Below are 23,715 nucleotides of genomic sequence, written 5' to 3'. Positions count from 1 at the left end.
TGCCTCTTCAACTTCGCCCCACGTCTCCCTTCTCATGAGGTTCCTGCGGTGCTACGTCTCAATCTCTTGCTGATCGTTACCCTGCTAACTTGCTGTCATGGTGTTTCCGTGGCAGAAGCAGACGATACTTACCAGGTTTTTATCCTCGCCGGTCAATCGAACATGGAAGGAAAAGCCAGTAACGAACTGCTGGAATATCAAGCAACCAACGACCCGACAAAAGCCATCTATGCCCCTTTCCGCCAAGATGGCAAGTGGATCGAGCGGGACGACGTGCTGATCAAGTTCCTCAATCGCCAAGGGCCACTGACCATTGGTTACGGTTCGCCCAATAAAACCGGCCTCGAGTTGGCGTTCGGCTTTGCCATGGGCGAAGCCTACGACGAACCAGTGCTGCTTATCAAAACGGCCTGGGGCGGGCATTCGCTCTATCAGAAGTTCCGCCCCCCTAGCGCCGGCATGCCAAGTGAAGAGGTGCTGGCGGAAGAACTGGAGCAGGCCAAAAAGCGGGTACGGAACAATAACGAAAAGCGAAACCGGAACGATCCTCTGCCCACCATGGAAGACATCAAAGCGGAGTACGGTATTTCCTACAAGGCGATGATGGAAGATGTCGACACCACGCTAAAGAATGCAGGCGAGCTATTCCCGGAGCTCAAAGGTAAACAGCCGCACATCGCTGGCTTCGTGTGGTTTCAAGGCTTCAACGATATGTTCGGCGACCACGCTCCTAAAGAGTACGAGCAGAACCTAAAGCACTTGATTCACGATGTTCGCGCGGCCTGGCATTCTCCTAACCTGCCGGTGGTGATCGGGGCTTTGGGGCAGAATGGTTCGTCTGAGCCGCAACCGAACATGAAGAAAATTCAAGACGCCCAACTGGCAATGAACGAAGTCCCTGAGTTCGCCGGCAACGTGAAAACAATTCGTACGGATGTCTTGGTCGATAAAACGGCCGAAGAGTTATTTCCCGATTGGGAAGATCATCGCGAAGCTTGGCAGAAAGTCGGTTCCGACCGTGCTTATCATTACTTCGGAAGTGGCATCTGGTACAACCGAATCGGGCAGAAGCTGGCCGAGACCATGTTGGAATTAAAAGCAACAAAGCAATAGCGACCAACGACAAATTCAGCAACACAACCGCTGGGGCCCACGAAATCGGCGGAACTCAAACAATAACGCATGCTGGGTTCCCCACACCGACCTCCATAATCTCTCCATTAGGCGGATAAAACACATGAAGAACTTTTCCCTTACAGCTCTGTTAGTATTGGGAGCGTTAATCGTCATCCCACAAATTGCCCAAGCGCAACCAGGGCGGCAGCGGCCCCCTCAGGTCGTCTCACCGGAAGTCTTAGAAGATGGCAAAGTTGCGTTTCGCATTCTTGCCCCTAATGCCGAGTCGGTTCGTCTGGTCAGCCCGGACCTAGGCAACTTGAACGAGAACGGAGCCCTGACGAAAAACGATTCAGGCGTCTGGGAACTGGTTTTCGGTCCGGTCAAAACCCCCGGGCCGATTCGCTATCGGTACAACATCGACGGCGTGACGGTGACCGATCCGGTAAATCGCGAAACCAGCGAAGCCAATGCTACCGTTTTCAGCATGGCCTACGTGCCGGGGCTCGACTTCATGCAACTCGCCGATGTACCTCATGGCACCGTGGCGGAAGTGACCTACTTCTCGAAAGTGCTCGACAAGTTTCGCCGCATGCACGTTTACACCCCGCCAGGCTACGAAAAAGGAGACCAATCGTACCCGGTTTTCTATTTACTGCATGGTGCCTCCGACAGTGACGATTCGTGGTCTACAGCCGGGCGGGCCAATCTGATCTTAGATAACATGATTGCCAACGGGGAAGCCGTCCCCATGATTATCGTCATGCCCGATGGTCACGTGGGGCGCATGGATCGCCAGGAGCGCGGCATGCAGATGCAAAAGTTCGTTAAAGAGTTCGCCGACGATATTGTCCCCACGATCGAAAAGAACTACCGCGTCAAAAGCGGTCGCGAGAACCACGCCATCGCTGGCCTTTCGATGGGGGGCGCTCAAACATTGGACATCGCCCTGAACGATCTGAAAGACTACGGCTACGTGGGCGTGTTTAGCTCCGGCATTTTCGGCCTTCGGCGGCGCGGTCCAGAAGCTTCCAACGATCAGCCGACCTGGGAAGAACAACACCTCGAAGTGCTGAAAGATCCAGAACTCAAGCAAGGGTTGAAACTGCTTTGGTTTTCGACCGGGCGAGATGACTTTCTAGTAGAAACCTCGCGTGCTTCCGTCGACCTCATGAAGAAGCATGGCTTTGAAGCCGTTTACGAAGAAACCGACGGCGGGCACACCTGGGTCAACTGGCGGAACTACCTCCGGCAGTTTGCTTCCCAGTTGTTTCAAGACACCCCGGCGGAAGCGAAGAAGTAATCGCCCGGCAAACCCTTTTGAAAATCATCGCTCCGCTTGGCTCATAATTCCACGCGGAGCTTCTTCCCCAACAACGCAGGCAAGATCTCCTGTGCCTTTTTCAGATCGGCTGCTTGTTCGAGGTGAAACTCATGTTCCTCTAACCAAGTGACAACGACTCTTGTGATCGACGGGGACGCTACTTCACATCGACACGATGTATATATATTAAGTCACTCGCTTGCCAAATTTCGACAGAAAGTCGCATCAGAGGTTGCCTTAGGCAAATTCAAACGAGATGCCCCACTTCGCGTTGCGTTTTCAAAAGGGACATCTCGCAGAGGAATGGCTTTCCTCCTCGTAGTCGTCACAACGTTTTGTCGGCGTGCCCACCTTCGCTGCCATTGGGGAAGCAAACCGTTACGTCATTTTTACTAGGGGAGGTGCCTGCGCCATGTGCGCGGTCTCGATCCGCTCGCGTAAACTCAGCAGCTGTTTCCGCTGCATGATGACATGGGCTGGGACGAAGAACATATTGGTGAGCATGCGGAACCACCACGGGTGAATTACACCCCGGGTACGAACAATCAGCCTTGCACCTTCTTCCGATTCTCTCAGAACGAATGCCCAAGTCGAACGGACGTACGCAGCCGGTGGAGGGTCGTTCCACGGTAGGTTAGCAATTTGCCCCGCCCGTAAATAAGCCCCCAGCAAAAAGAGATGCGGACGCTCCATCCGCAAGACCTCGAAACCGTAATGACTGCCAGGCCGAGAGGGAAGAATATCGCCTACTTTGGTTGATTGATATTCCTCGATAATCTGGTTAGCGCTTCGCTTCTCGCCGTTGTCTAACCAATCGTAACTGTAATAGCCGCCACGGTTGCATCCCATTTGGACAAGCCACGGCCAGACTTCGTGTGGGGAAGCATGGATCGTGATGGCATAGGTCGAGCAGTTTTGAATCTCGGAAATCAGTTCGTCTCCGGGAAGTGTTTCTCTCTGCTCCTGCGGTGTTGCGTACCAGTTGAACATGATTTGCCGCCTTCCGAAATTGAGGCTTACCTCTTTATTATCGCAATATCTGCTAAACTCGGGTATCGAGAGCCCCCTGGTAATTGCGTGGTGGATTTCACCACGAACCCACGTAAGTGGTTGTTTGCCTGCTGACTTACGTTGACAATCACGAGCACGTGTTTCGTCGAACTTGGGGTCGTTTTCTCCCAAAACTTTCTCTATCTTCCAGAATAATTGCGATGCCTCGATTCGTATCACTTTGGTTGGCGGTTTGCCTATTAATTGGGGTAATTTCTGTCGCTAGGGGCGAGAAGCCAAACGTGCTGCTGGTGCTTACCGACGACCAAGCCCCGTGGGCGTTTGCTACGGCGGTCGAAGCGGGCGAATTTCCAGACGTGCCGGTGCCAGCCACGCCAAACTTCGATCGTCTGGCCCGGGAAGGGGCGCGGTTTCAAAATTTCTTCTGCACGACCCCAGTTTGTAGCCCGGCGCGGGCCTCGTTAATGACGGGGCGATATGCCAGCGAATTGGGTATCCGCGATTTCATTCCCCAACCAGGACACAAACTTTACGATCCCCAAGCTCCTGTCGCGCTCGATCCCGACACGACGGTTACCTTGGCGGAAATGATGAAGTCTGCCGGATACCGTACCGGGCTCGTGGGCAAATGGCATTTGGGAGATTGGCTGGCCGAAGGTAAGCAGCGCTTTCATCCCTCCCAGCATGGGTTTGACTATTTCATGGGCTTGACCGGAGGTGGTACCACCCCAGACGATCCGACTCTGGAAGAAGATGGCGAGGTCCGCCAGTTCTCCGGACTGACTACCGATATTTTGACCGACCGCGCGATTGGCTTTATCCAACGCCCTAGCGATCAGCCGTTCTTCCTTTGCCTGGCCACACGTGCTCCGCATGGCAAATGGTTGCCGGTGGCAGAGGAAGACTGGCAGCCGTACGCCCAAATGGACCCTACCATCCCGAGCTACCCAGGCCTCGATGAGAAACGGGTCAAACAGATGATGCGCGAATACTTGGCCAGCACTTCGGGGGTCGATCGAAACTTAGGACGTTTACTTGCAGCGCTCGATCAGCAGGGGCTGACCGACAACACCATCGTGATCGTCACCTCCGATCATGGATACAACATGGGGCACAACGGAATCTGGCATAAAGGGAACGGTATCTGGGCAACCAAAAAGCGTCCGCCAGGCGAGTGGCATAACGGTACACGGGTCATTTCGGATAAGTACCGCCCCAATCTCTACGACAACAGCCTTCGCGTGCCGCTGGTTGTTCGCTGGCCTGGTAACGTTCCAGCGGGAAAGGTTATTCCGCAAAGTGCGACCAGTTTGGACCTCTTCCCCACGCTCGCTCAAATTGCCGGCCGTCCTGTCGATCATAACCTGCCAGGCAGGAGCCTCGTTCCTTTGCTCGAAGGCGCTAGTCCTGCGGCATGGAACAATGACGTTTACGCCGAGTACGACATGAGCCATTATGCGGAGGCTTCCCTACGGTGTTATCGAACACCCCATTTCAAGCTGATCCAAGACCTTCATAACCAAGATCGCGACGAGTTCTACGACTTGCGGAACGACCCTGGCGAAACGAATAATTTGATCCGCGATCGTAACCCGGATATTCAAACCGAGATCGAGCGTTTAGAGCAGATGTTACAAACTCGCTTGGCGGATCATGCCCAATCCTAAGCAACCATTGCACGTCGCCGCAAAACTTTCACACGATGTCAAGACACCATTTTTTTGTTATGAGCCAATTAGCCTCGGAAATCACGCGCAATCTTTGGAACTGTGGGAGAACGCTGGTTGCCACCGACTTGCTTTACAAGTTGTTGACGTTCATCTTGTTGACCCCCTTGCTGAGCAGTTTGTTCCGTTTGTTGCTCGCAGCTTTTGGCGACGATGTTCTTTCCGATGTCGATATTGTGATCTTCCTGCTAGGGCCAGCGGGTTGGTTCTGCTCGCTGGTTGTCGGAACGCTCTGGCTGGGGATTGTGATTGTCGCCCAAGCTTCCTTGCTCGGCGTGCTTGCCTCGCACGAAGCCGGCGCCAAGTTGACACCGATCGGAGCGTTACAATTCGCTGCCAAGAACGGCGTTGCCGTGCTGCGGCTGACGTTGCGGCTAATCGTGGTCGTTGTCTTGGCAATCGTTCCGTTCCTACTGGTCGCCGGGGCTGTCTATTGGGCCCTTTTGACCGAGTACGATATCAACTACTACTTGAAAGAGAATCCTCCTGTTTTTCGTGTTTCGCTGGGCATTGGCGCGGTGCTGGCTATCGGCTTGGGAGCGCTGATGCTGTGGTTGGTCGCCAGCTATCTTTTAGCCATTCCGTTGGTTCTCTTCGAAGGTGTCGCCCCGGGAGAAGCCCTCCGACAAAGTCGCTTGCGGGTCCGCGGACACCGCTTCCCGCTGATTACGATGCTGTTTCTGTGGGGGATTGCCATGCTGACGGTGTCGACCATTGCCTCGTCTCTGCTTGGCTGGCTCTGGCATCACTTGGTGCCAGATTCGACTTCCTCGCTGCAGTGGCTGGTTGCTTCCATCGGGGTAGGGCTGGTTTGCCTTTCGCTGGTCAACTTGACGATCAACCTTTTGGGTACGACCACGTTCGCGAGTATGTTGTTCGCCTGTTATCGCAACCTCGGAGCCGGAAAGGAGGTCGACCTTTCGCAGCATTTTGCCCTTTCCAATGCCGAGGATGACGTATTCCAAATCACACGTTTCCGCCTGGCTTGTGCTGGCATTGTCGGTGTGTTGCTGGCCATTTTGATTGGTTTGGCGAGTATGGATAGTGTGCAGATGGAAGACAACGTCCAGATCATGGCCCACCGGGGTGCCTCGAGTACCGCCCCAGAGAACACGCTCGCTTCCATTCATCACGCCATTGAAGCAGGGGCCAATTGGATTGAAATTGACGTGCAAGAAACGGCCGACGGCGAAGTGGTCGTCTTTCACGATAGCGACTTCATGCGACAAGCACATAACCGGCTAAAACTGTGGAATGCTCGGCATGAAGATCTTCAGAAAATCGATATCGGAAGCTGGTTCGCCCCAGAGTTCAGTGCGGAACGTGTACCAACTTTGGCGGAAGTTCTAGCGACCTGCAAAGGGAAAATCAAAGTCAACATCGAACTGAAATACTACGGCCACGATCAGCAGCTAGAGCAGCGCGTGGCCGATATCGTTGACCAGCAAGGCATGGCCTCGCAGATCATGATTATGTCGCTTAAACGGAAAGCGGTCGCAAAGATGAAAGCGCTTCGCCCCAACTGGAAAGTCGGGCTGCTGCTGTCGGTGGCGACCGGGAATCTGAAAAAGCTCGACGCCGACTTTCTGGCCATCAATGCCCGCTTTGCGACGCCGATGTTCATTCAAAACGCCCACGATAACCACAAAGATATTTACGTTTGGACGGTCAACGACGCGACGACGATGTCGACCATGATTAGCCGTGGCGTCGATGGCATTCTGACCGATAAGCCCGCATTGGCACGTTCGGTGCTTCGCCAACGGAACGAAATGAGCACGCCAGAACGGTTGCTGCTGGAATTTTCCACCCTGCTAGGGATTCCTCCGAACATCGCCCCGCAATAGTCCGATTTGGCCACTCAACTCCCTGTAAACTCAATTTGCCTGAGATGTTTGCCACGGGGGCGACAGAATCAGGCAAATTGGCGTCTGACGTGGCGAAAGCCAGCCGGAGACGGTAGGCAAACGACGCCCCTTTCAACTATTCTTTGAGAAGTAATCATCGACAAACAACATCGCCATTTGTCGCTGAAAGCCCCACCTTTCAAAGAGAAAGTTCGTTTCGATGCGTTTGCGATTTTTGCTTGCCAGTTCCCTCGTTCCCTCTTGGGTTACGGTCGTGCTTTGGTTGTTGGTTTGTCTCTGTCTTGCCACCGCAGCCAATGCAGAAGAACACGAAACAACCTTTGTAAATCCGGTTTATGCCGCCCAAGATCCTTACCTGATGGTTGGGCCCGACGGCGCGTATTATCAGGCTGCCAGCTTGAAGTCGGACCGAGCGATTGCGGTTTACCGCAGTGAAAGTTTAACCGACCGAGGCATTCATCGCGTGGTGTTCACAGCCCCCGATAAAGGTCCGTATCGCGATCAGCTTTGGGCACCAGAAATTCATTACCTGGATGGCAAGTGGTGGATTTACACGTGTGCCGACGACGGCGACAACGCGAACCATCGCGTGATCGTGTTGGAAGCGGAAACGGATGATCCCCTCGGCAGCTATAAGATCGCGGCGGAACTGAAAACGCCAGCTTGGGCAATCGACGCGACGGTCTCGAAGTTTCCGAATGGCAAACGATACTGCGTTTGGTCAGGCTGGCCCGAAGGGACTCGGCCTGATTCGACGCAGCACTTGTTTATCTCGGAGATGGAATCTCCCACCAAGCTAACTGGGCCAATCGTCGATATTTCTTCGAAGATGTATCCCTGGGAAACGGTGGGGCGTCCTGACGGGCTGAACGAAGGTGCCCAGTTGATTCATCGCAATGGGAAAACGATCCTTCTTTATGCGGCCAGTGGCTCGTGGACGCCTGACTATTGCTTTGGCTTGATGACGCTGGAAGGTGAGAACCCGCTCGATGCTTCGGCTTGGGTCAAGCAAGCGACACCTTGGTTTTCCAGATCCAAAGACGTTTACGGCCCGGGACATGGCTGCCTGATCTCGTCACCTGATGGTAGCGAGGACTGGCTCGTGTTTCACAGTTCGATCGATCCGCAAGGCTCGTGGAATCGTTGCATCAATTTGAAAAAGGTTGAATGGAACGACGACGGAATGCCCGTCGCTGGTCAGCCGACTTCATGGGGAGTGCCGGTGCCGGTTCCTGCTGGAGAGCCCGCTTTAAAACCAGGGCCCAACTTATCCGAGGCATTCGATACTTTAGACCGCTGGGAACTGCTTCATTTTTACAATGGGCAAACGCTGAAGCTGGCAGATAAGCAACTACGCATCAATGCGAGTGCTGATCGCCGTTTTGGCGACAAGGTGCTGCTACGTGGGTTTGAGTATCGCAATCTCGACGTTCACACGCGGGTTCGTTTCGATTCTGAAGAAGGAACAGCCGGGATTGTGTTTCGTGTCGCCAACGCCGGCATTGGACGCGACAATTTCCAAGGTTACGCTGCCCAAATCACTTCGTCAGGCCAGTTGGTTCTGGCGAAATGTGACGGTCAAAAGATGTCGGTCCTGGCGAGCACCCAAGTCCCTTTCGCCCCACAACGTTGGTACGATTTGCGTGTTGTCGCCGAAGGGGAAACGCTGAAGGTTTATCTGGATGGGGCAGAATCACCGCAACTAACCGCGAACGATGCCTCCTACGGCAGCGGCCAAGTTGGCTTACGAGCCCTCGAGGGGAAAGTTACGTTCGCTCACTTCTCGATCGAACACTAAATAATAGCGCCGATTTCAAAACAGCGATCGTTGACTTTGCGGCAACGGGCAACGGTGATCTGTAAAATGCCCTTGCCGCTTGTCCACAAGTTGACACGTTCGCTGGGAAAAAGTTGCTCGCTGTTGAGTATCCCGATCCCAGTTTTAGAAACGTCGGTTACAAGCACCAAACGTAACGAATCGGATCGCGGGATCGAGGGAAACGATTGCTTGTATCGCAAAATCGCTTTCGTCAGATAGCGAAAACGCACGAAACGTCTTTGCTCGGCCATCGAGGTAAGCGTTGGCCCAGTTCCCTGGTAAACCTCGATCATTTTGCGCGGAACGGCAATCTCCAACGGCAGCGTGTTCAACGCCCTATGGAAAGCGTCTTCGTTTGCTGTCTCGCCTGCCGTATCTACCGATTCGTGAGTGCTATCCAGCATTGAACCATTTCCTGGTCGAGTTTGTGCGGAGCAAGTCCCTCCAGAGTTTCCAATGCTTCCGCTTTGGTGACTGGGTTTCGATAGGGACGGTTACCAGTGAGGGCTTCAAACACATCAGCCACCGCGCACACCTTGGCATAAAAGTGAATTTCGTTCGCTCCGATGCCAACCGGGTAGCCTGAACCGTCCAACTTCTCGTGATGTTGATAAACCATCATCAACTGCGCTTCGGAGATATCTTCTCGGACGGCCAATTCAATAAATCCATCGGTTGGGTGCCGCTGGATGATAGACCACTCGATGTCCGTAAGCCGTTCCTTTTTGTTCAAAATATGGAGCGGAATTCGCAGCTTACCGAGATCATGAAGTAAGCCCCCCATCGAGATACTTTGCAGTTCCTTTTCATCGGTGACCCCCAGCCCTTTCGCTAACAACAACGAATAGGTGGCCACATTGTAGACGTGTGTATAAGTTTGATAGTCGTGACGTAAAACTTCGAACAACTCTGACACGACCACCTCATTCTTTGACATGAGCGAGCTTATAAAACTACTCAGCTCGCCGATTTGTTGGATCATGCCGTCAACTTGGTCGGCTCGAAAGGACTCACGCAACATGCTGCGTCCCGTGTCGCTTAAGAATTGCAAGCGATACGCTAGTGGCAGGTCCGCATTGGAGATAATGCTGGAGACATTGCTTTGCAGGTGTTGCTGATAGTCGTCGGCTTGATCAAGCGAAACATAAACGGTTTCAATACCACTTTCCCGCAAAGTGGCCAGTTCGCTCCCCGCGATATCAATGTGTTTACGACGAAATAGGACCGGGGCAGAATTCTTCTCTTGCCCCAAGTAGATATCAACCGGCAATGTTCCCGTCAGACAAAGGGTAAGCAGCGGCACGGGCAAATAATTTCGCCTTAAAGACGCGTTTTCGGCTACGGTCGACATCACAACGAACCCTAGTCAAGCCACAATCAAAACGGATTCCCACGAGAAACCTGCTCCTCGTGGGAAACAATAGGTTGAAACGAGCTTTATGCAAAACTTTTTCCCTACTGCAGGAGGGTTTATTTGCCAATAGCGAGACATTCCTAAGCCCGGCCAATGCCCTCATCAGCCCCTTCCCCAAATCCTGCGAAGGGGGCAGAATGTCCCGGTAGAATCAATAAAAAAGGGACAACGCTCACATAATCGCTGGCGGGAACTCAATAGTTGTTCCCGCTGTGTGCCAACGAATCACTTTCGCCATCGGTGGATTCACGGTCAAGAATATCGAGAATCGCACGAATTAGTTCGACTCGATCAATCGGTTTGGTGGCAAATCCATCGCAACCCGCTTGCAAGCATTTATCTCGATCACTGGCCATGGCGTGTGCCGTCAGTGCGACCACTTTGCCTTGATACCCCTCGGAACGCAACTTTCTCACGGTTGAATAGCCATCGAGGACTGGCATTTGCATGTCGGTAAGAAGCACATCGTAGGACGTCTTCTCGCGCTCGGCTCGCATCACTTCGTCGTAGGCCAATTTTCCATTCTCGACGACGGTAACCTCAGCTCCTACTTTTCGCAGGACGAAAGAAATGAGGCGTTGATTATCGATGCCATCTTCGGCTAACAAAATCCGAACCCCTTTGAGATTGTCCTGAGGAGTTTCCGCCAATTTCTTAGGGATGTTTGATTGATCGCTTGAATTTGAAATAAAGGGTCGATTCAAAAGTGATTTCTGGGTCAGCATCTCTGCCGACGAAATATCCCCGGTCGAAACGGTAACGGTAAAGGTGCTGCCAAGTCCCTTCTCGGAACTGATATGAATCTCACCCCCCAGCATCTGTGCTAGACAATTGGAAATCCGCAGCCCCAATCCCGTTCCGCCGAACTCACGCGTGGTTGACGAATCGGCTTGGCTGAAGGCTTCAAAATTGGTTATCCGCTGCAACTGAGTCTCGGACATCCCGATTCCGGAATCGGTAACCGTAAACTTCATCAACTGCTGATCGGCGTCCAGCGAAAGGCTAATCTTCACTTCGCCGATTTCCGTAAACTTGATCGCATTGCCCACCAGGTTCAACAGAATCTGTCTTAAGCGAATAGGGTCGGTTTGAATGGTCTCGGGAAATTCGGACTCGAAGCGTACCCGCAACGCGATCCCTTTTCCTACCGCCCGAACATTCATCAGCGAGACCACCTCTTCCACAATGCTCAGCGGCTTGGTTGGCATGATCTCGATATTCATCTTGCCGGCGTCAATCTTCGACATATCTAAGATGTCGTTCACGATCGCTAACAAATGCTCGCCATTTCGATGAATTGTTTCCAGCGCGTTGTGTTGTTCATTGGATAGTTTGTGCGATCCGAGTTCACCTAGCAACAGTTCCGAGTAACCAAGAATGGCCGTCATCGGCGTGCGAATCTCGTGTGACATATTCGCCAGAAACTCGCTTTTGGCGGCATTGGCGGCATTGGCACTTTCAACTGCCTCGTGCAATTCCTGCACATCAATATGAACACCGACCATCCGTTGGGGTTTGCCCGTTTCATCCCACGCGACAACTTCGCCAATATCACGAATCCAATGCCAGGAACCATCTTTGCGTCGTGCGCGAACCTCACAGCAATAGACGTTTATCTCTCTGCGGAAATGTCGCTGCAGTATCTCGCGCGAAACGGCGATGTCATCGGGATGGCATAAACCAAGCCACGTTTCCAAAGCCATGGGCAACTCGCCAGGCTGATAGCCGAGCATGGTATACCAAACATCATTGAGAACGATGTTGCCTGTTTGAAGTTCCCAGTCCCAAAGTCCCGTGTCCGAAGCTCGCAAGGCTAGGTTCAATCGTTCTGTTAACTGCAAATTATCCTGCTCGACGATCTTCCGTTCGGTGATGTTCTGGGCCACTTCCAAGTAGCCAACGATTTCCCCCTCTTGGTTTCGTTGAGCAGTAATAACAAGCCGTACGATTAACGTGGAGCCATCTTTACGGACATACGTCCATTCGTGATCGTCACATCCTTTTATTTTGGCATTGATAACAAACACTTCAAAATCGCTAATTGGCCTGCCGTATTGTTCGCATAGCTCTTGGCGGCGTTGTTCAACTTCCGTTTGATCATGAAAGATGATGGGCGTTTGCTTTCCGATGATCTCTTCTGCAGAGTACCCCAGCATCCTCTCTGCGCCGGCATTGAACGTCGTGATCACTCCTTCACAGTCCGAGGCAATCACGCCCACATGCGTTGCGCCATCCAACAGCATTTGCATTTCATTGCTAGCCTCTTCCGAAGCTTGCTCCGCTTGCTTGCGACTTGTAATATCGAAGCGGAGTGAAAAGAACTTTTCGACATTACCTTCGGCGTCGAAAAAGGGGACGTTTGTCGAATCGACCCAGTACAACGAACCATCCTTAGCGCGATTGCAAACCTCGTCACGCCACGTTTCACCACGGCTGATCGTTCGCCACATGTTCACCCAAAACGACTTTGGGTGATATCCGGAATTCAATATCCGGTGGTCCCTGCCTAGCAATTCTTCTGCGGTGTAACCAGAGATGCGGCAGAAGCCTTCGTTGACTTCGATAATTTTTCCGAATCGATCTGTAATCGAGTACAGCGTATGTTGATCTAACGCGTGCTTCAGCGAATCAAATTGGCGCTTCGACTCTTCAACGTCGAGTTTCGTTTGGTAGAGTTCGCTGATCGCCGAGTCTAATTGTCGCTGCTTACCATTGAGCGAGGCAACCAACTTGTTATAAGCCTTGGCAATTTGCCCAACATCGCTATCCGAGGGAAGATCGAATTCCACTACAAAATCGTCTGTCTCGAAATGCCGCTCCATCACTTGCAGCAGTTCATAAAGCTCGGAAGGATCGCCATGCTCAGCGACGTTCAAACCAATCGTTTCGGTGTAAGCGTCAACCCGGAAACGATAAAATCGGTTAATACACCACAGAATGACGTATCCACCGACAAACGCCCAACCAAAACAAACCACCGTGCCTAACAGTTGGGCGGCGAATTGTTCCCAGCGACTCAAGCCGGTATCGAGCAGCGCCAAGTCGCCGAACAGCGCGACGCACAGCGTTCCCCAAACGCCAGCTAACCCATGCACGGGCACAACCGTCACCGGGTCGTCAATTTCCCAGATTTCTAGAAGCTTCACCCCCACAATCGAACAACCGCACGCGACAGCTCCGATAACGACTGCCGCCCACAACGCCACCACATCGCAACAAGCCGTAATCGCGACAAGTCCTGCGATGAAGCCATTAAAAAGCGTCTCCAATTCCTTCTTACGACGGACCATTCTTGTGTAGAGAATCGCGGTCGTTATCCCAGCGATACCGGCCAAGGTGGTGGCCGTCACGATATGCGGCAAGCGTTCGTCCAGCCGCAACGTGCCTCCTCCATTGAAGCCAATCCAGCCCATTGCTAAAAAAAAGACACCGATCGACGCGATCGAAAGATTATGACTGTTGTAGGCAATCGGCTTCTCTTGGCAAAACCGATTCTGCCGAGGTCCGATCAAGAGACAGCATGCCAGCCCAATCCAGGCACCTACTCCATGCACGACACTCGATCCGGCGAAATCGACAAAGCCTAACTCGGCCAGCCAACCGCCGTCTCCCCACACCCAATGCGCATACAAAGGATAAAACAAAGCGGAAGTAATCGCGGCGACAAGCAGATAGCCGGTAAAACGCATTCTCTCGGAGACCGCACCGCCAATGATTGTGGTCGCGGTACCACAGAAAGTGAGCTCGAAAAGAAAAAAGGCCAGCGAGTATTCGCTATCCAGATCGTCCCCCACCAGCAGTCGATCGAAACCAAAAATCCCGTAGTGCGTCGTCCCAAAGATCACGCTGAAACCGAACAACCAGAAGATCAGCCCCGAGATTCCAAAGTCGGCGATGTTCTTCGCGGCCACATTAGAACTGTTCTTCGAGCGCGCTAGTCCAGCCTCTAGGCAGCAGAAACCTGCCTGCATCAATAAAACTAGCGCAGCGCATCCGACAAGCCACGCATTGTTGATCGTATTGGCTGTAATCTCCACGAACCTACCCCAGAACTAACTTCTTGTTCGTTTCAATTTGATTTACTGAGATGTCTACGCGTTCAATCCAACAACGTGCCCGGTCGATTTCAACGACCCCGGGCTATTGCTGGTCGCCCCTTATTCGCTAGGCAACGCAGTCCTCAATAATCGTGTTGAAATATAGGGGCGTAATCGTGCGGAGCGATCTGCTTTTGGCAAAATCCCCCTCAAATGCGGGTCTCCCTAATTCGTTTTGGATTGTTACCGGTAAGAACCGCGCAGAAAGAAGCGGCTACGACGATCAGCGCAGTCGTAGCGATTGTTGCAGCAGTAGAAGTTGCCTGAGCAGGCCGACAAATTCAGCGCACGAGCCAGCCCGAACGTGTCTCTCAATAAAGAGCAAAGGCTAGATTTGGCTTGGGGCGGGCCCTATTTTCCCAAGTCGCCAAACCGGTCGTACGATTGTTTGAGTGGGTGCGATTCCGCTTTGCCATCGATCATGGTCGTTGCCCACTCTGCCAAACGCTGGCCTAGTCGACGGCACGCTTGTTGTTCTTTTTCTTCTCGCGGCGCACCAGCCACGATCGCGCCATAATGGGCCGAGAATTTGATGCCGGTGTAATCGGTTAGCCCGAAGACGAGAAAACCGTAGTTCATCAAAATGGAAAGCAGCGCCAGGCAAGTCCATTCCTGGCCTCCTCCCCAAGCCCCAGCAGAACTGAAGACACAGCCAATCTTGCCGTCTCGCTGACCCCAATTTTCAATCGGCTGCTCGTCCCACCACTTCTTCATCTGCCAACTGACACTGCCGTAGTTGGTGGGCGAGCCGACAGCAATTCCGTCGCACCACGCAAGGTCGGTGTGATCGGCCTCGGAAATATCACGCAGGCGAACTTCGCTTCCCGCAACCAAGCCAGCCCCTTCGGCCACCAACTGGGCCATTCGCTGCGTGTTGCCGCTGTTGGAATGGTAGAGCACCAGAATCTTCGCCATCAACTTAACCTTATAGACATTTATTGAATTCTGCCGACGCAATCGCAAGCCGGGCCAGGCTGTCAGCACGCGAATCGTACGGCAACCGCCGGCTGCCCATGTTCGCTTGGCAGCGTCCAATTCAATAAGCCACCAACCGAAACAAGCACGATCGGCGGAACCTGAGAAATTCATTCGCGGGGTAGTATACCGATTTCCGCGATCACTAAAACCAGGCCCGTAAACAAGCACGCCATGCAATGGGTGCATGGCGTGCGAAAAGCCAGAGAACGCTTGCGAGGCGAAAAACGTTAGTTCTTCGCGGCAGCATCCTGAGCCGCTGGCTGGTCTTGAAAGATATTCTGAGCAAACCAATACAGACTGTTGCTCCAGTGCTGCGGATCGTGTGCGTGTTCATCGACATGCCACACATGCTCGACTTCGTTCTCTTGCAGGAACTTGTGCATCCGCTGCGAGATGTTGATCAGGCCATCCTTATTGCCACAAGTCAGCACAATCAACTTGGCATGCTTCTTGAGCGCGTCGACATCAGAAACCAATTCTTTGGCTGGTTTCGTATTCGGTGCCGAAGAGAACGCCCCGATCCAAGCAAACGTATCTAAGTGCGTCAGCCCAAAGTTCAGCGTTTGTCCCCCGCCCATCGAAAGTCCCGCCAGTGCGCGGTGCTCGGCATCGGCTTCTACCGAGTACTTCGCGTCGATCGCTGGAATGACATCGTCCAACAAGTCCTTCTCGAACGTCGCGAATGACGGAGCACTGGCAAACACGTTCCCTTCTGCCCGATCATTCTTTTGAGCCCTGCCGTTGGGCATCACCACAATCATGGGGACCGCTTTCCTGTCGGCGATCAGGTTATCGAGCATCACGTTGACATTGGCAAAACGTTGCCATTCGGTCTCGTCCCCGCCAATGCCATGCAACAGATAGAGGACGGGGTATTTCTTATCCGCCGAATAACCAGGCGGCGTGTAAACTTGCATCTTCCGCTTGGTACCAACCGTTTTCGATTCGTACTCAACCATTTCTAGCTTGCCATGCGGAATGTCCTCGCGCTCGGTCTTAAAGCCCTGAGGAGGTGCTTGGTAGAACGCGACGTCATCCTCGGCCAGCACAATGGGACCACCAAAACCACCGCGACGATTAGGACGTTCTCCGTCCTGAGCCGAAACTGGTAACACAACGGTTCCTAGCAGAAGAAAAGGGACCAGCAAGCAGTGGGGCATCAATTTCATAAGACAATTCCTAACGCATGAGGAGCAAAGAGGGGAAGCGAATTCTCCCTCAAGATACTCCCCTCGAATACCCCTCAGCAACTTTTCAGCCGATGATTCCTTACACAACCCCCTCTAATTTCACCTTAGCCAGCGCTTGGCTACTGCAAATACTTATCGAACCACATTACCGCTTCGTTGACCGCTTGGGGTATGTTCTTTTCTAAGCCGTGCCCCGAGTTTTCGTAGACGATAAACTTGTTCTCGACGCCAGCCTCGTCCAGCTTATCGTGAATCCACTTTCCTTGTTCCGGCAAGACCAACGTATCTTTGCCGCCTGAGATGACTAAGCAAGGGGCGTCGTCCTCGGTTACGAAAAAGAGAGGCGAGACCGCTTGGGCTTCTCCTTTCGAGATGTCGAGCGCCGGGAATCGGCGGTATTGCTCGGCCAGCCCTGGGGTACTCCAAACGTACGAAGTAATGTCGCTCGGCGGGACAAAAGCGACCCCAGCGGTGATGCGGCTGCTCACTCTTTCCAGCGGATCACCGGCGTTCGGGTTGCCATCGTCTCCGGTGGTGGCCAGCATCAACGTCAGATGTCCTCCGGCACTCATCCCGTAAACACCAATCCGATCGGGATCGATGCCGTACTGTTTGGCATCGCGACGAATCGTTCGGACCGCTTGCCGTACGTCGGATACCGCTTCGGCAATCGAATAGCGCGGACTGCTTCCATGCCGCACCGCAAAGCCGGTATACCCACTTGCCAGGAAGGGGCTCATTGACATTCGCGTTTGCTGCGGCGGAGACCATTTCGAGAACCAACCACCGCTGACAATAAAAACAACCGCTGCACCATTGGGCTTTTCATCGGGCTGAAAAACATCAAACGTCATCGCCAGGCCATCTTTGTGGCCATAGATCACTTCCTGATGCTGGGGCGGCGCGGTCTCTTGGGCAACCACGTTTCCTGCCAACGCTAACAGCAGAAACCAACCGGTAAACAGCCAAACAGAGTGACGACGCATGATCTTCTTTCAATAAGAATAAGGAGTGAAGCAGGCAAATGGCAGCGAAGACGCATTCATTTCATCCGCTGCAGAGGGGGAGGGGAACGTTTGCTCATTGAATCGCCTGCGCTGGCTGGTAAAATCCGGCTGGCGAGTGACCTGATTTACTGAATGCTGTGCCGGCATTCAGTAAATCAGGTTCTCGGTTATAGCCGCGCTGGTTTCGATCGGTGAGAGCGAAGCTTGCTCAATTGATTTATAACCGAATCGCCCCTCACGTCGCTACTTATTCGCCTCTTTTCCGCCCGCCTTTCTACCGAAGACGAATGATGCTTGTCCCCACCAAGAACAATTTGTTTTTTTGCTTGGCCATCAGCCTGAGCCTGGTCTTTTTCTGGTCGTCGCTTTCCGTCGCAGAAGATTTGGTCGAGTTTCTGAACGGGACGGAGGTGCAGGGAGAGATTCTCGAAATCCGCAAACCGAACCAAGAGTTCGACTTCAAGTTCAAGATCGCTGGTAAGGAAGTTACCCAGACCATCGCATACGCCAAGGTTCACGCTGTAACACTGAAAGGCAAACGGTTCGTACTTACGGAGAAAGAAGCGGCAGCCACTGCGCGAGTTGTCCGCACAGCGGAAAAGGTGCAGCAGCGAATCGATACCATTGGGGCCAGCGTGCCAGATTGGTTAGCCACCACCGAAATGAATCATCCCGCGACTCTAGATATGACTTGGCCAAAAAATCCGGGCGGACCTTGGGACGAGTCAAAGAACATTGGCCAATACATTTGGGGCCGCGTCAATCCCAACGTTTCGCGCTGGCGGCCAGGGATCAAGTTGGTTTACCACTGCCTTGATTTGCACCAAAACGAGCCTGATTTGCTGCAGCGCGACAAGGAAAAACTGGGCGTCATGTACTTCCAATTGCTGCAAGATTATGAACGGGCCGCTTATTGGCTGCAACAAGCCGATGCCCAACCAACCACCGAACCCGGCATTCATTTGTGCGAATGTTACTGGCGTTTAGGCAGCAAATCGCTGGCCATGCAAGCACTCGCGGGAAATCGGCTGCATATCAGTGCGATCAAGCTGTACGGCGACATGGGCGAGGTCGACAAGGCCTTGGCCGTGACGCAATCGTTTGAAAAGACATCGCTGTTCAACGAAGCCTGGCTCAACGCTGGCGACGCGCTTCGCGCAGCAGGTCGGCTAGACGAGGCGATCGCCTACTATCAGAAAGTGCTCGACAAAAACCAGGCTCGCAACCAGGAATATCTCTCTCGCTATAAAGGCCGCGCGGCGGAGGCGATTGAAGCGATTCGGTTGTTCGACCAAGCCGACGTCAGCAAAGTGGCGGACGGCAAGTATCGCCAATCGGCCACCGGTTATAACGGCCCGCTGGAAGTCGAAGTCACCGTCAACAATGCCCGCATCACGCAGGTCAAAGTTACCAAGCATCGGGAAAAACAGTTCTACGCTGCCTTAACCGACACACCTCAGCAGATTGTCGAGCAGCAAAGTTATCGCAACATCGACGGAACCAGCGGCGCCACGATCACTTCCCAGGCCATCGTCAACGCGACAGCCAAAGCACTGGCGCAAGGGGCGAAATAGTGCTCGTGAAAAGAACCTCTTCCTTTGCTTTCAAACTTTCGTCAGCAATACGTAACCGACTTTCGTAAAGCCGATCCCCAGCATGAAGAAGCACCTCACCCGCTGGAAACCTCTCGCTTTAGCGATTGCCCTGGGGGCCTTCGTGGTGGTGCTTGGCGTGGTGCTAACACACCCAGAGGAGCCGCCCACATCAAGCTGGCAGGCCTGGGCGCAAAAGCATCCGGCGTTCTGCTGGACCATTCTGGGCACACTAACCGCGATGTCCCTGATCGCGCTGCTTACCGCTTTCGATCGTCGCACCACCGCCATACTGCGGCTTGATTGGTACGTACCGATGCTACGTCGTCAGGCTACCAGCACACCAGCAGCGTCATCGCTCTGCGGTCAACTGTTTCGCGTTCTCGTTCCCAAGGGTTGGCAATCGGATTGGGCGAAGAAAAAGCGTGGGCCGCTTCGTCGTTGGCTACGTGCAATCGGCCCTTCTTGGTTGGCCTCGCCAGTGCGGCGGCTGGTACAAGGAATTTGCCTGGTCACCTTCTGTGCCCTCTTCTTTTACACCTGCTGGCCATACGACGCCCGGCCGGTAAACACTCAAGCGATCAGCGAAGGCTGGCGGTACGTCGGATTCGACCAAGCCCAGAACCTGTTTACCTGGGAAGCCGCCCAGGCCGAGAAAAATGGCCTGGTGCAAGGGGAATCACTCTTCGTCGTGCGACAACCAACTCAACCGCTTACGGGCGACGAAGATCTTTTGCTCGGCGAGTTTCATATTGCGGAGGTGACGCCAGGAGAAGCAAGCAGTACGGTGCTTGCCCTTTCACCTAACGGCGAGACCACACCGGCAATGGTGCAGTTGATCTTGGGTGGGGCAGGGGAGCAAACGTTTGGCTTGTACAAGCACGACCCTACCGCGTGGCCGGCCCATTATGCCGACAACTTGGCCGCCAAAGAGTGGCTGCCCGCCGAAACTTTCTTAATGATCGATCCGCTGGTTAGTCTTTCGACGGCCATTGCCTCGCGCAGCTGGGTTTGGTCGCTGGCGAGTGCGGCTGCCATCTTACTGGTTTGCGTGCTGATTCCGCGAGGGTTTTGCGGCTACTTATGTCCCTTGGGAACCACCATCGATTTGTTCGATTGGGCAGTCACCGGACGGACGCGCCGCTTTCAGGTTCCGGGCGATGGCTGGTGGGTGCATATCAAATATTATTTGCTGATCACCATTTTGATCTCGGCGATGTTCGGCGTACTGATTTCAGGCTTCTTTTCCGCCATCCCGGTCATTACCCGCGGGCTACTTTTTCTATTCGAGCCGCTGCAAACCGGCCTGGGACGTGGTTGGCATTTGATTCCCGGATTCAATCTGGGGCAAGCAGTTTCTATTGGGCTGTTCTTCGGCGTGCTCTGTTTGGGATTTTTGCGGCCTCGTTTCTGGTGCAAGTACGTTTGCCCCAGCGGCGCGTTGTTTTCTCTCGGGAATTTGTTTCGCCTAACCGAACGCAAGGTCGAAACCAGCTGTATTCATTGCAACAAATGTGTCGAAGTCTGCCCGTTCGACGCCATCAAGCCAGACTTCACCACCCGCGAAACCGATTGCACGCTTTGCCAAACCTGCGCAGGCGTTTGCCCCACGCATGCAATTAAGTTTGTCGAACGTTGGAACCTGGTTGAATTGAAAGTCGAGAACGATCCACCCACGCAAGAAACCGCCATCGGAAGACGTGGCTTTCTATCATTGGCAATCGGTTCTACGGCTGCAGTGGTGGGAGGGACGGCGGTTGCTCTTGGAACGAAAGCTACCGGGGCTCAGCTTCCTAGCGAACTACCGATCGTACCGAACGATTCGCGTACCCCTTGGCTGCCGGTACGTCCGCCGGGTAGCGTGCCAGAGCGTGAGTTTTTGCAAATGTGCATTCGCTGCGGCGAGTGCTTCAAAGCGTGCCCTAACAACGTGCTGCAGCCAGAGAGCTTTCAGCAAGGTCTCGAAGGGCTGTGGACTCCGCTCGTCAATGCGGATTGGGCTGGATGCGAGTCGAGTTGCAATGCTTGCGGACAGGTTTGTCCCACCGGAGCGATTCGCCCGTTGCCATTGGAAGAAAAACGCTTTGCCCGCATGGGACTGGCGATCGTCAACGAACAAACTTGTCTTCCTTTCGCCGGGAAGGAAGCATGCGATCTGTGCGTGCAGGAATGTACGGCCGCCGGTTATCACGCTATCGAATATACCCAGGTATGCGTCGAACTGGACGCCCAAGGGCAACCCGTGGAAGGAACCGGGTACGCCGCTCCGCTGGTTCTCGCCGATAAGTGCGTCGGTTGCGGCTTATGCCAAACCCGTTGTCATGTCATCAACGTGAAGCAGCGCCACGTGCTGGCCAAATCGGCGATTATTATCGAGGCAGGCGAGGGGCGAGAAGATCGATTGCTGGCTGGCTCTTATCGCGAACTTCACCACCAGCGAACGACACCACTCCCCAGCACTTCAGCACCAATCGACCAAGCACCAACGCCCCCACCCAAGCCCTCCGACGACGATCCCTTTGGCCTCGGCCAGCCTGCTGCCGAAACGCCCCCGCCGGCAGAGGAAAACCCTTTTCAGGACGAGAGCCCTTTCTAACAGCGCAGCATTTCGCCCGGCAGCCGCGAGGTGTGACGTGTCTTAATCCAGCAAATTATGTTCACGTTTAGTAAACTGAAATCGATGTCTTTGATGTCTGCGCCGGTAATCCAACATGACTATGGGCCAACTTGCCACGAGTCCGGGGCTGCCGTTGGTCGCCCCTATTGGCTTGGTGGCGCAGACCTCAATGTTCTCGAAACAGCATGTTTCCCGGAGTGTCGCAATGAAGGACCGGAATCGTTTTTGGTGGACAGGCTTGATTCTAGGTGCCGTTTTGGCCACAACAACCATTGCTCGAACTTGCCACTCTCAGCACAATGCGACAACGTCTATGGTTCCTCTGGATGAACTGCTGCTCTTCTTTCCTGCGAAGTTCCCGGAGGGGGATTGGCAGCCGGAAGGCGAGACGTTTGAGGACGTGACTTTTCAGGCCGAAGATGGCACGCAACTGCATGGTTGGTATTGCCCGTGTGAAGAGCCACGAGGCGTCCTCCTATTAGCCCACGGCAATGCGGGTAACATCGCTACGCGGGTCGATTGGATTCGCTATTTGCAGCGTAAAGCCCGCTTGTCGGTCTTCGCGTTCGACTACCGAGGCTACGGCAAGAGTGAAGGTAAACCGTCGGTCAAAGGTGTCTTGCAAGATGCAACGGCCGCGCGGGCCAAGTTGTGTGAGTTAGCGAAAGTCAACGATTCCGACGTGATCTTAATGGGAGAATCACTCGGCGGAGCGGTCGCGACGGCATTGGCCGCTCAGGCGAAACCACGCGCATTGATCTTGCAAAGCACGTTTCCATCGCTTCGCGAAGTGGCGGCCGTTCACTATCCGAGACTTGCTTGGCTGGTCTCACGCTCTAAACTCGACTCGGTCACAGCAATCGCCCAGTATCAGGGGCCTTTGCTGCAAAGTCACGGCAACGCAGACCGTACGATTCCTATTGCTTTGGCCGAAAAGCTGTTCCAGGCAGCCAACCAGCCGAAGCAGTGGGTCACCATCGACAACGCCGGTCACAACAACTGGATCACAGGAGAATATCTGCAACAGCTTGATCGATTCCTGGACTCACTTCCTGCACCCCCGCAAAAGCAGGACAGCAAATAAGCCAAGGCAACAGCAGCGGTCACCAAATCCCAGTATCGCTTCCGTACTCTATTGCTGAGTGAGAAGCGTCAACGATTCTTTCGGGCAGACCTAAGTGGTATGTCGCATCTTGACATAACCGGCGCGGGTAAGAGAAAAAGCGCCGTTGAATTTCTCGCGAATGAGAAAGTCTTTATTGACCAGACTATCTAAAGCCGGAGTCTTAGTTGCGAGATCGACTCCATTGAAGCACAGCATCTCACCGGGCTCCATGTAAAATTTGCGAAACGTTCTCAGGACACTCACTTCAGAAATAGACAACATGCTTGGAACCTCGCGGAATGTTTGGGAAACATGATCTCGGACGAATCCTAGCATCCTGCTAGTCCAGGTCGGCACCGTTATCTATGCTCGAAGATGGTGGGACATCCGCGTCTGGCTGTTCCTTGCGCACGCGTCTCTTTTCTCTCTTCTCTTCTGCTTTACGTTTCTTTTCAGACTCTCGTCGTCGTTTTTCTACAGTGTTCTGGTTCTTTGACACAATTCCCCCGGGGCTATAGGCACGAAAGATGGCGTGCGCAGTCATCCACGCTTACGCATGCGCCATCACAGCAATCACTCTGTACGCGTAATTCCCTGATTGCGTATTACGAAACAGCCTTAAGCAAAAGCAGGCCAAACCGAATGTCACAGCCGGCGAACCGGGTAGGTTCGCACTAGCTGGTCATTCAAGTTTCGCGCAGCCTGTGTCAGGCAATCACGCAACCCATTGAAGGGAATCTACTTCTCTCTAGCGATAGAAATCGCGAGAGGCGATTAATAACGACGACCGCCACGGCCACCGCCGCCACCACCGACGCCTCCGTAAACAACACCGCCGACGCCGACCAAG

The 23,715-nt window shown here is 53.6% G+C and carries 15 protein-coding genes; 8 read left to right on the top strand and 7 right to left on the bottom strand.

What is annotated here, in order from left to right; genetic code table 11:
- Window positions 1-48: 48 nt before the first annotated feature.
- A complete protein-coding gene (locus tag DTL42_RS18165) occupies window positions 49-1,113 on the top strand; it encodes a sialate O-acetylesterase (RefSeq protein WP_199590170.1) in 1,065 nt (354 codons plus the stop codon).
- Window positions 1,114-1,237: 124 nt separating this feature from the next.
- Complete coding sequence (locus DTL42_RS18160) at window positions 1,238-2,419, top strand: alpha/beta hydrolase-fold protein (RefSeq protein WP_114370611.1); 1,182 nt, start codon at window positions 1,238-1,240, stop codon at window positions 2,417-2,419.
- A gap of 399 nt (window positions 2,420-2,818) precedes the next feature.
- Here the strand turns inward: DTL42_RS18160 and DTL42_RS18155 are convergent, their stop codons facing one another.
- Entirely contained in the window at window positions 2,819-3,430 is a 612-nt protein-coding gene (locus DTL42_RS18155) for a hypothetical protein (protein ID WP_114370609.1), read from the bottom strand.
- 221 nt (window positions 3,431-3,651) lie between these two features.
- Between DTL42_RS18155 and DTL42_RS18150 the strand changes: the two genes are divergently transcribed.
- The 3 genes from DTL42_RS18150 to DTL42_RS18140 all read left to right on the top strand — a co-directional run bounded on the left by DTL42_RS18150 (window position 3,652) and on the right by DTL42_RS18140 (window position 8,844).
- Complete coding sequence (locus DTL42_RS18150) at window positions 3,652-5,118, top strand: sulfatase family protein (RefSeq protein WP_114370607.1); 1,467 nt, start codon at window positions 3,652-3,654, stop codon at window positions 5,116-5,118.
- Between the two features lie 59 nt (window positions 5,119-5,177).
- Complete coding sequence (locus DTL42_RS18145) at window positions 5,178-7,025, top strand: glycerophosphodiester phosphodiesterase (RefSeq protein ID WP_158545447.1); 1,848 nt, start codon at window positions 5,178-5,180, stop codon at window positions 7,023-7,025.
- 220 nt (window positions 7,026-7,245) lie between these two features.
- The gene (locus tag DTL42_RS18140) at window positions 7,246-8,844 is read left to right on the top strand and encodes a family 43 glycosylhydrolase (protein WP_114370603.1); all 1,599 of its coding nucleotides are present in this window, start codon (window positions 7,246-7,248) and stop codon (window positions 8,842-8,844) included.
- Here the strand turns inward: DTL42_RS18140 and DTL42_RS18135 are convergent.
- From DTL42_RS18135 to DTL42_RS18110, 6 genes are all read right to left on the bottom strand, one after another.
- Entirely contained in the window at window positions 8,841-9,269 is a 429-nt protein-coding gene (locus DTL42_RS18135; RefSeq protein ID WP_147274335.1) for a hypothetical protein, read from the bottom strand. The two genes, DTL42_RS18140 and DTL42_RS18135, sit on opposite strands and share 4 nt — an antisense overlap.
- On the bottom strand, window positions 9,242-10,216 hold the full coding sequence (locus DTL42_RS18130; protein WP_147274334.1) for an HD-GYP domain-containing protein: 975 nt from the start codon (window positions 10,214-10,216) through the stop codon (window positions 9,242-9,244). The genes DTL42_RS18135 and DTL42_RS18130 overlap by 28 nt, the downstream gene beginning before the upstream one ends.
- Before the next feature lie 257 nt (window positions 10,217-10,473).
- Window positions 10,474-14,316 (bottom strand): ammonium transporter, encoded by a 3,843-nt coding sequence (amt, locus tag DTL42_RS18125; RefSeq protein ID WP_114370597.1) that lies wholly within the window; start codon window positions 14,314-14,316, stop codon window positions 10,474-10,476.
- 411 nt (window positions 14,317-14,727) lie between these two features.
- Entirely contained in the window at window positions 14,728-15,291 is a 564-nt protein-coding gene (locus tag DTL42_RS18120; protein WP_114370803.1) for a flavodoxin family protein, read from the bottom strand.
- Between the two features lie 290 nt (window positions 15,292-15,581).
- Window positions 15,582-16,523 (bottom strand): alpha/beta hydrolase, encoded by a 942-nt coding sequence (locus tag DTL42_RS18115; RefSeq protein WP_234824263.1) that lies wholly within the window; start codon window positions 16,521-16,523, stop codon window positions 15,582-15,584.
- 140 nt (window positions 16,524-16,663) lie between these two features.
- A complete protein-coding gene (locus tag DTL42_RS18110) occupies window positions 16,664-17,530 on the bottom strand; it encodes an alpha/beta hydrolase (RefSeq protein WP_114370595.1) in 867 nt (288 codons plus the stop codon).
- 308 nt (window positions 17,531-17,838) lie between these two features.
- Between DTL42_RS18110 and DTL42_RS18105 the strand changes: the two genes are divergently transcribed.
- The 3 genes from DTL42_RS18105 (at window position 17,839) to DTL42_RS18095 (ending at window position 22,844) form a co-directional block, all read left to right on the top strand.
- Window positions 17,839-19,125, top strand: a complete 1,287-nt coding sequence (locus DTL42_RS18105; RefSeq protein WP_114370593.1) for an FMN-binding protein — start codon at window positions 17,839-17,841, stop codon at window positions 19,123-19,125.
- 82 nt (window positions 19,126-19,207) lie between these two features.
- The gene (locus DTL42_RS18100; RefSeq protein ID WP_234824262.1) at window positions 19,208-21,739 is read left to right on the top strand and encodes a 4Fe-4S binding protein; all 2,532 of its coding nucleotides are present in this window, start codon (window positions 19,208-19,210) and stop codon (window positions 21,737-21,739) included.
- Between the two features lie 226 nt (window positions 21,740-21,965).
- On the top strand, window positions 21,966-22,844 hold the full coding sequence (locus DTL42_RS18095) for an alpha/beta hydrolase (RefSeq protein WP_234824261.1): 879 nt from the start codon (window positions 21,966-21,968) through the stop codon (window positions 22,842-22,844).
- Window positions 22,845-23,715: the final 871 nt, after the last annotated feature.

The organism is Bremerella cremea, from assembly GCF_003335505.1.
Classification (GTDB): domain Bacteria; phylum Planctomycetota; class Planctomycetia; order Pirellulales; family Pirellulaceae; genus Bremerella; species Bremerella cremea_A.
Note: the sequence above shows the minus strand (reverse complement) of the source record. Positions and strands in the feature narration are given on the sequence as shown.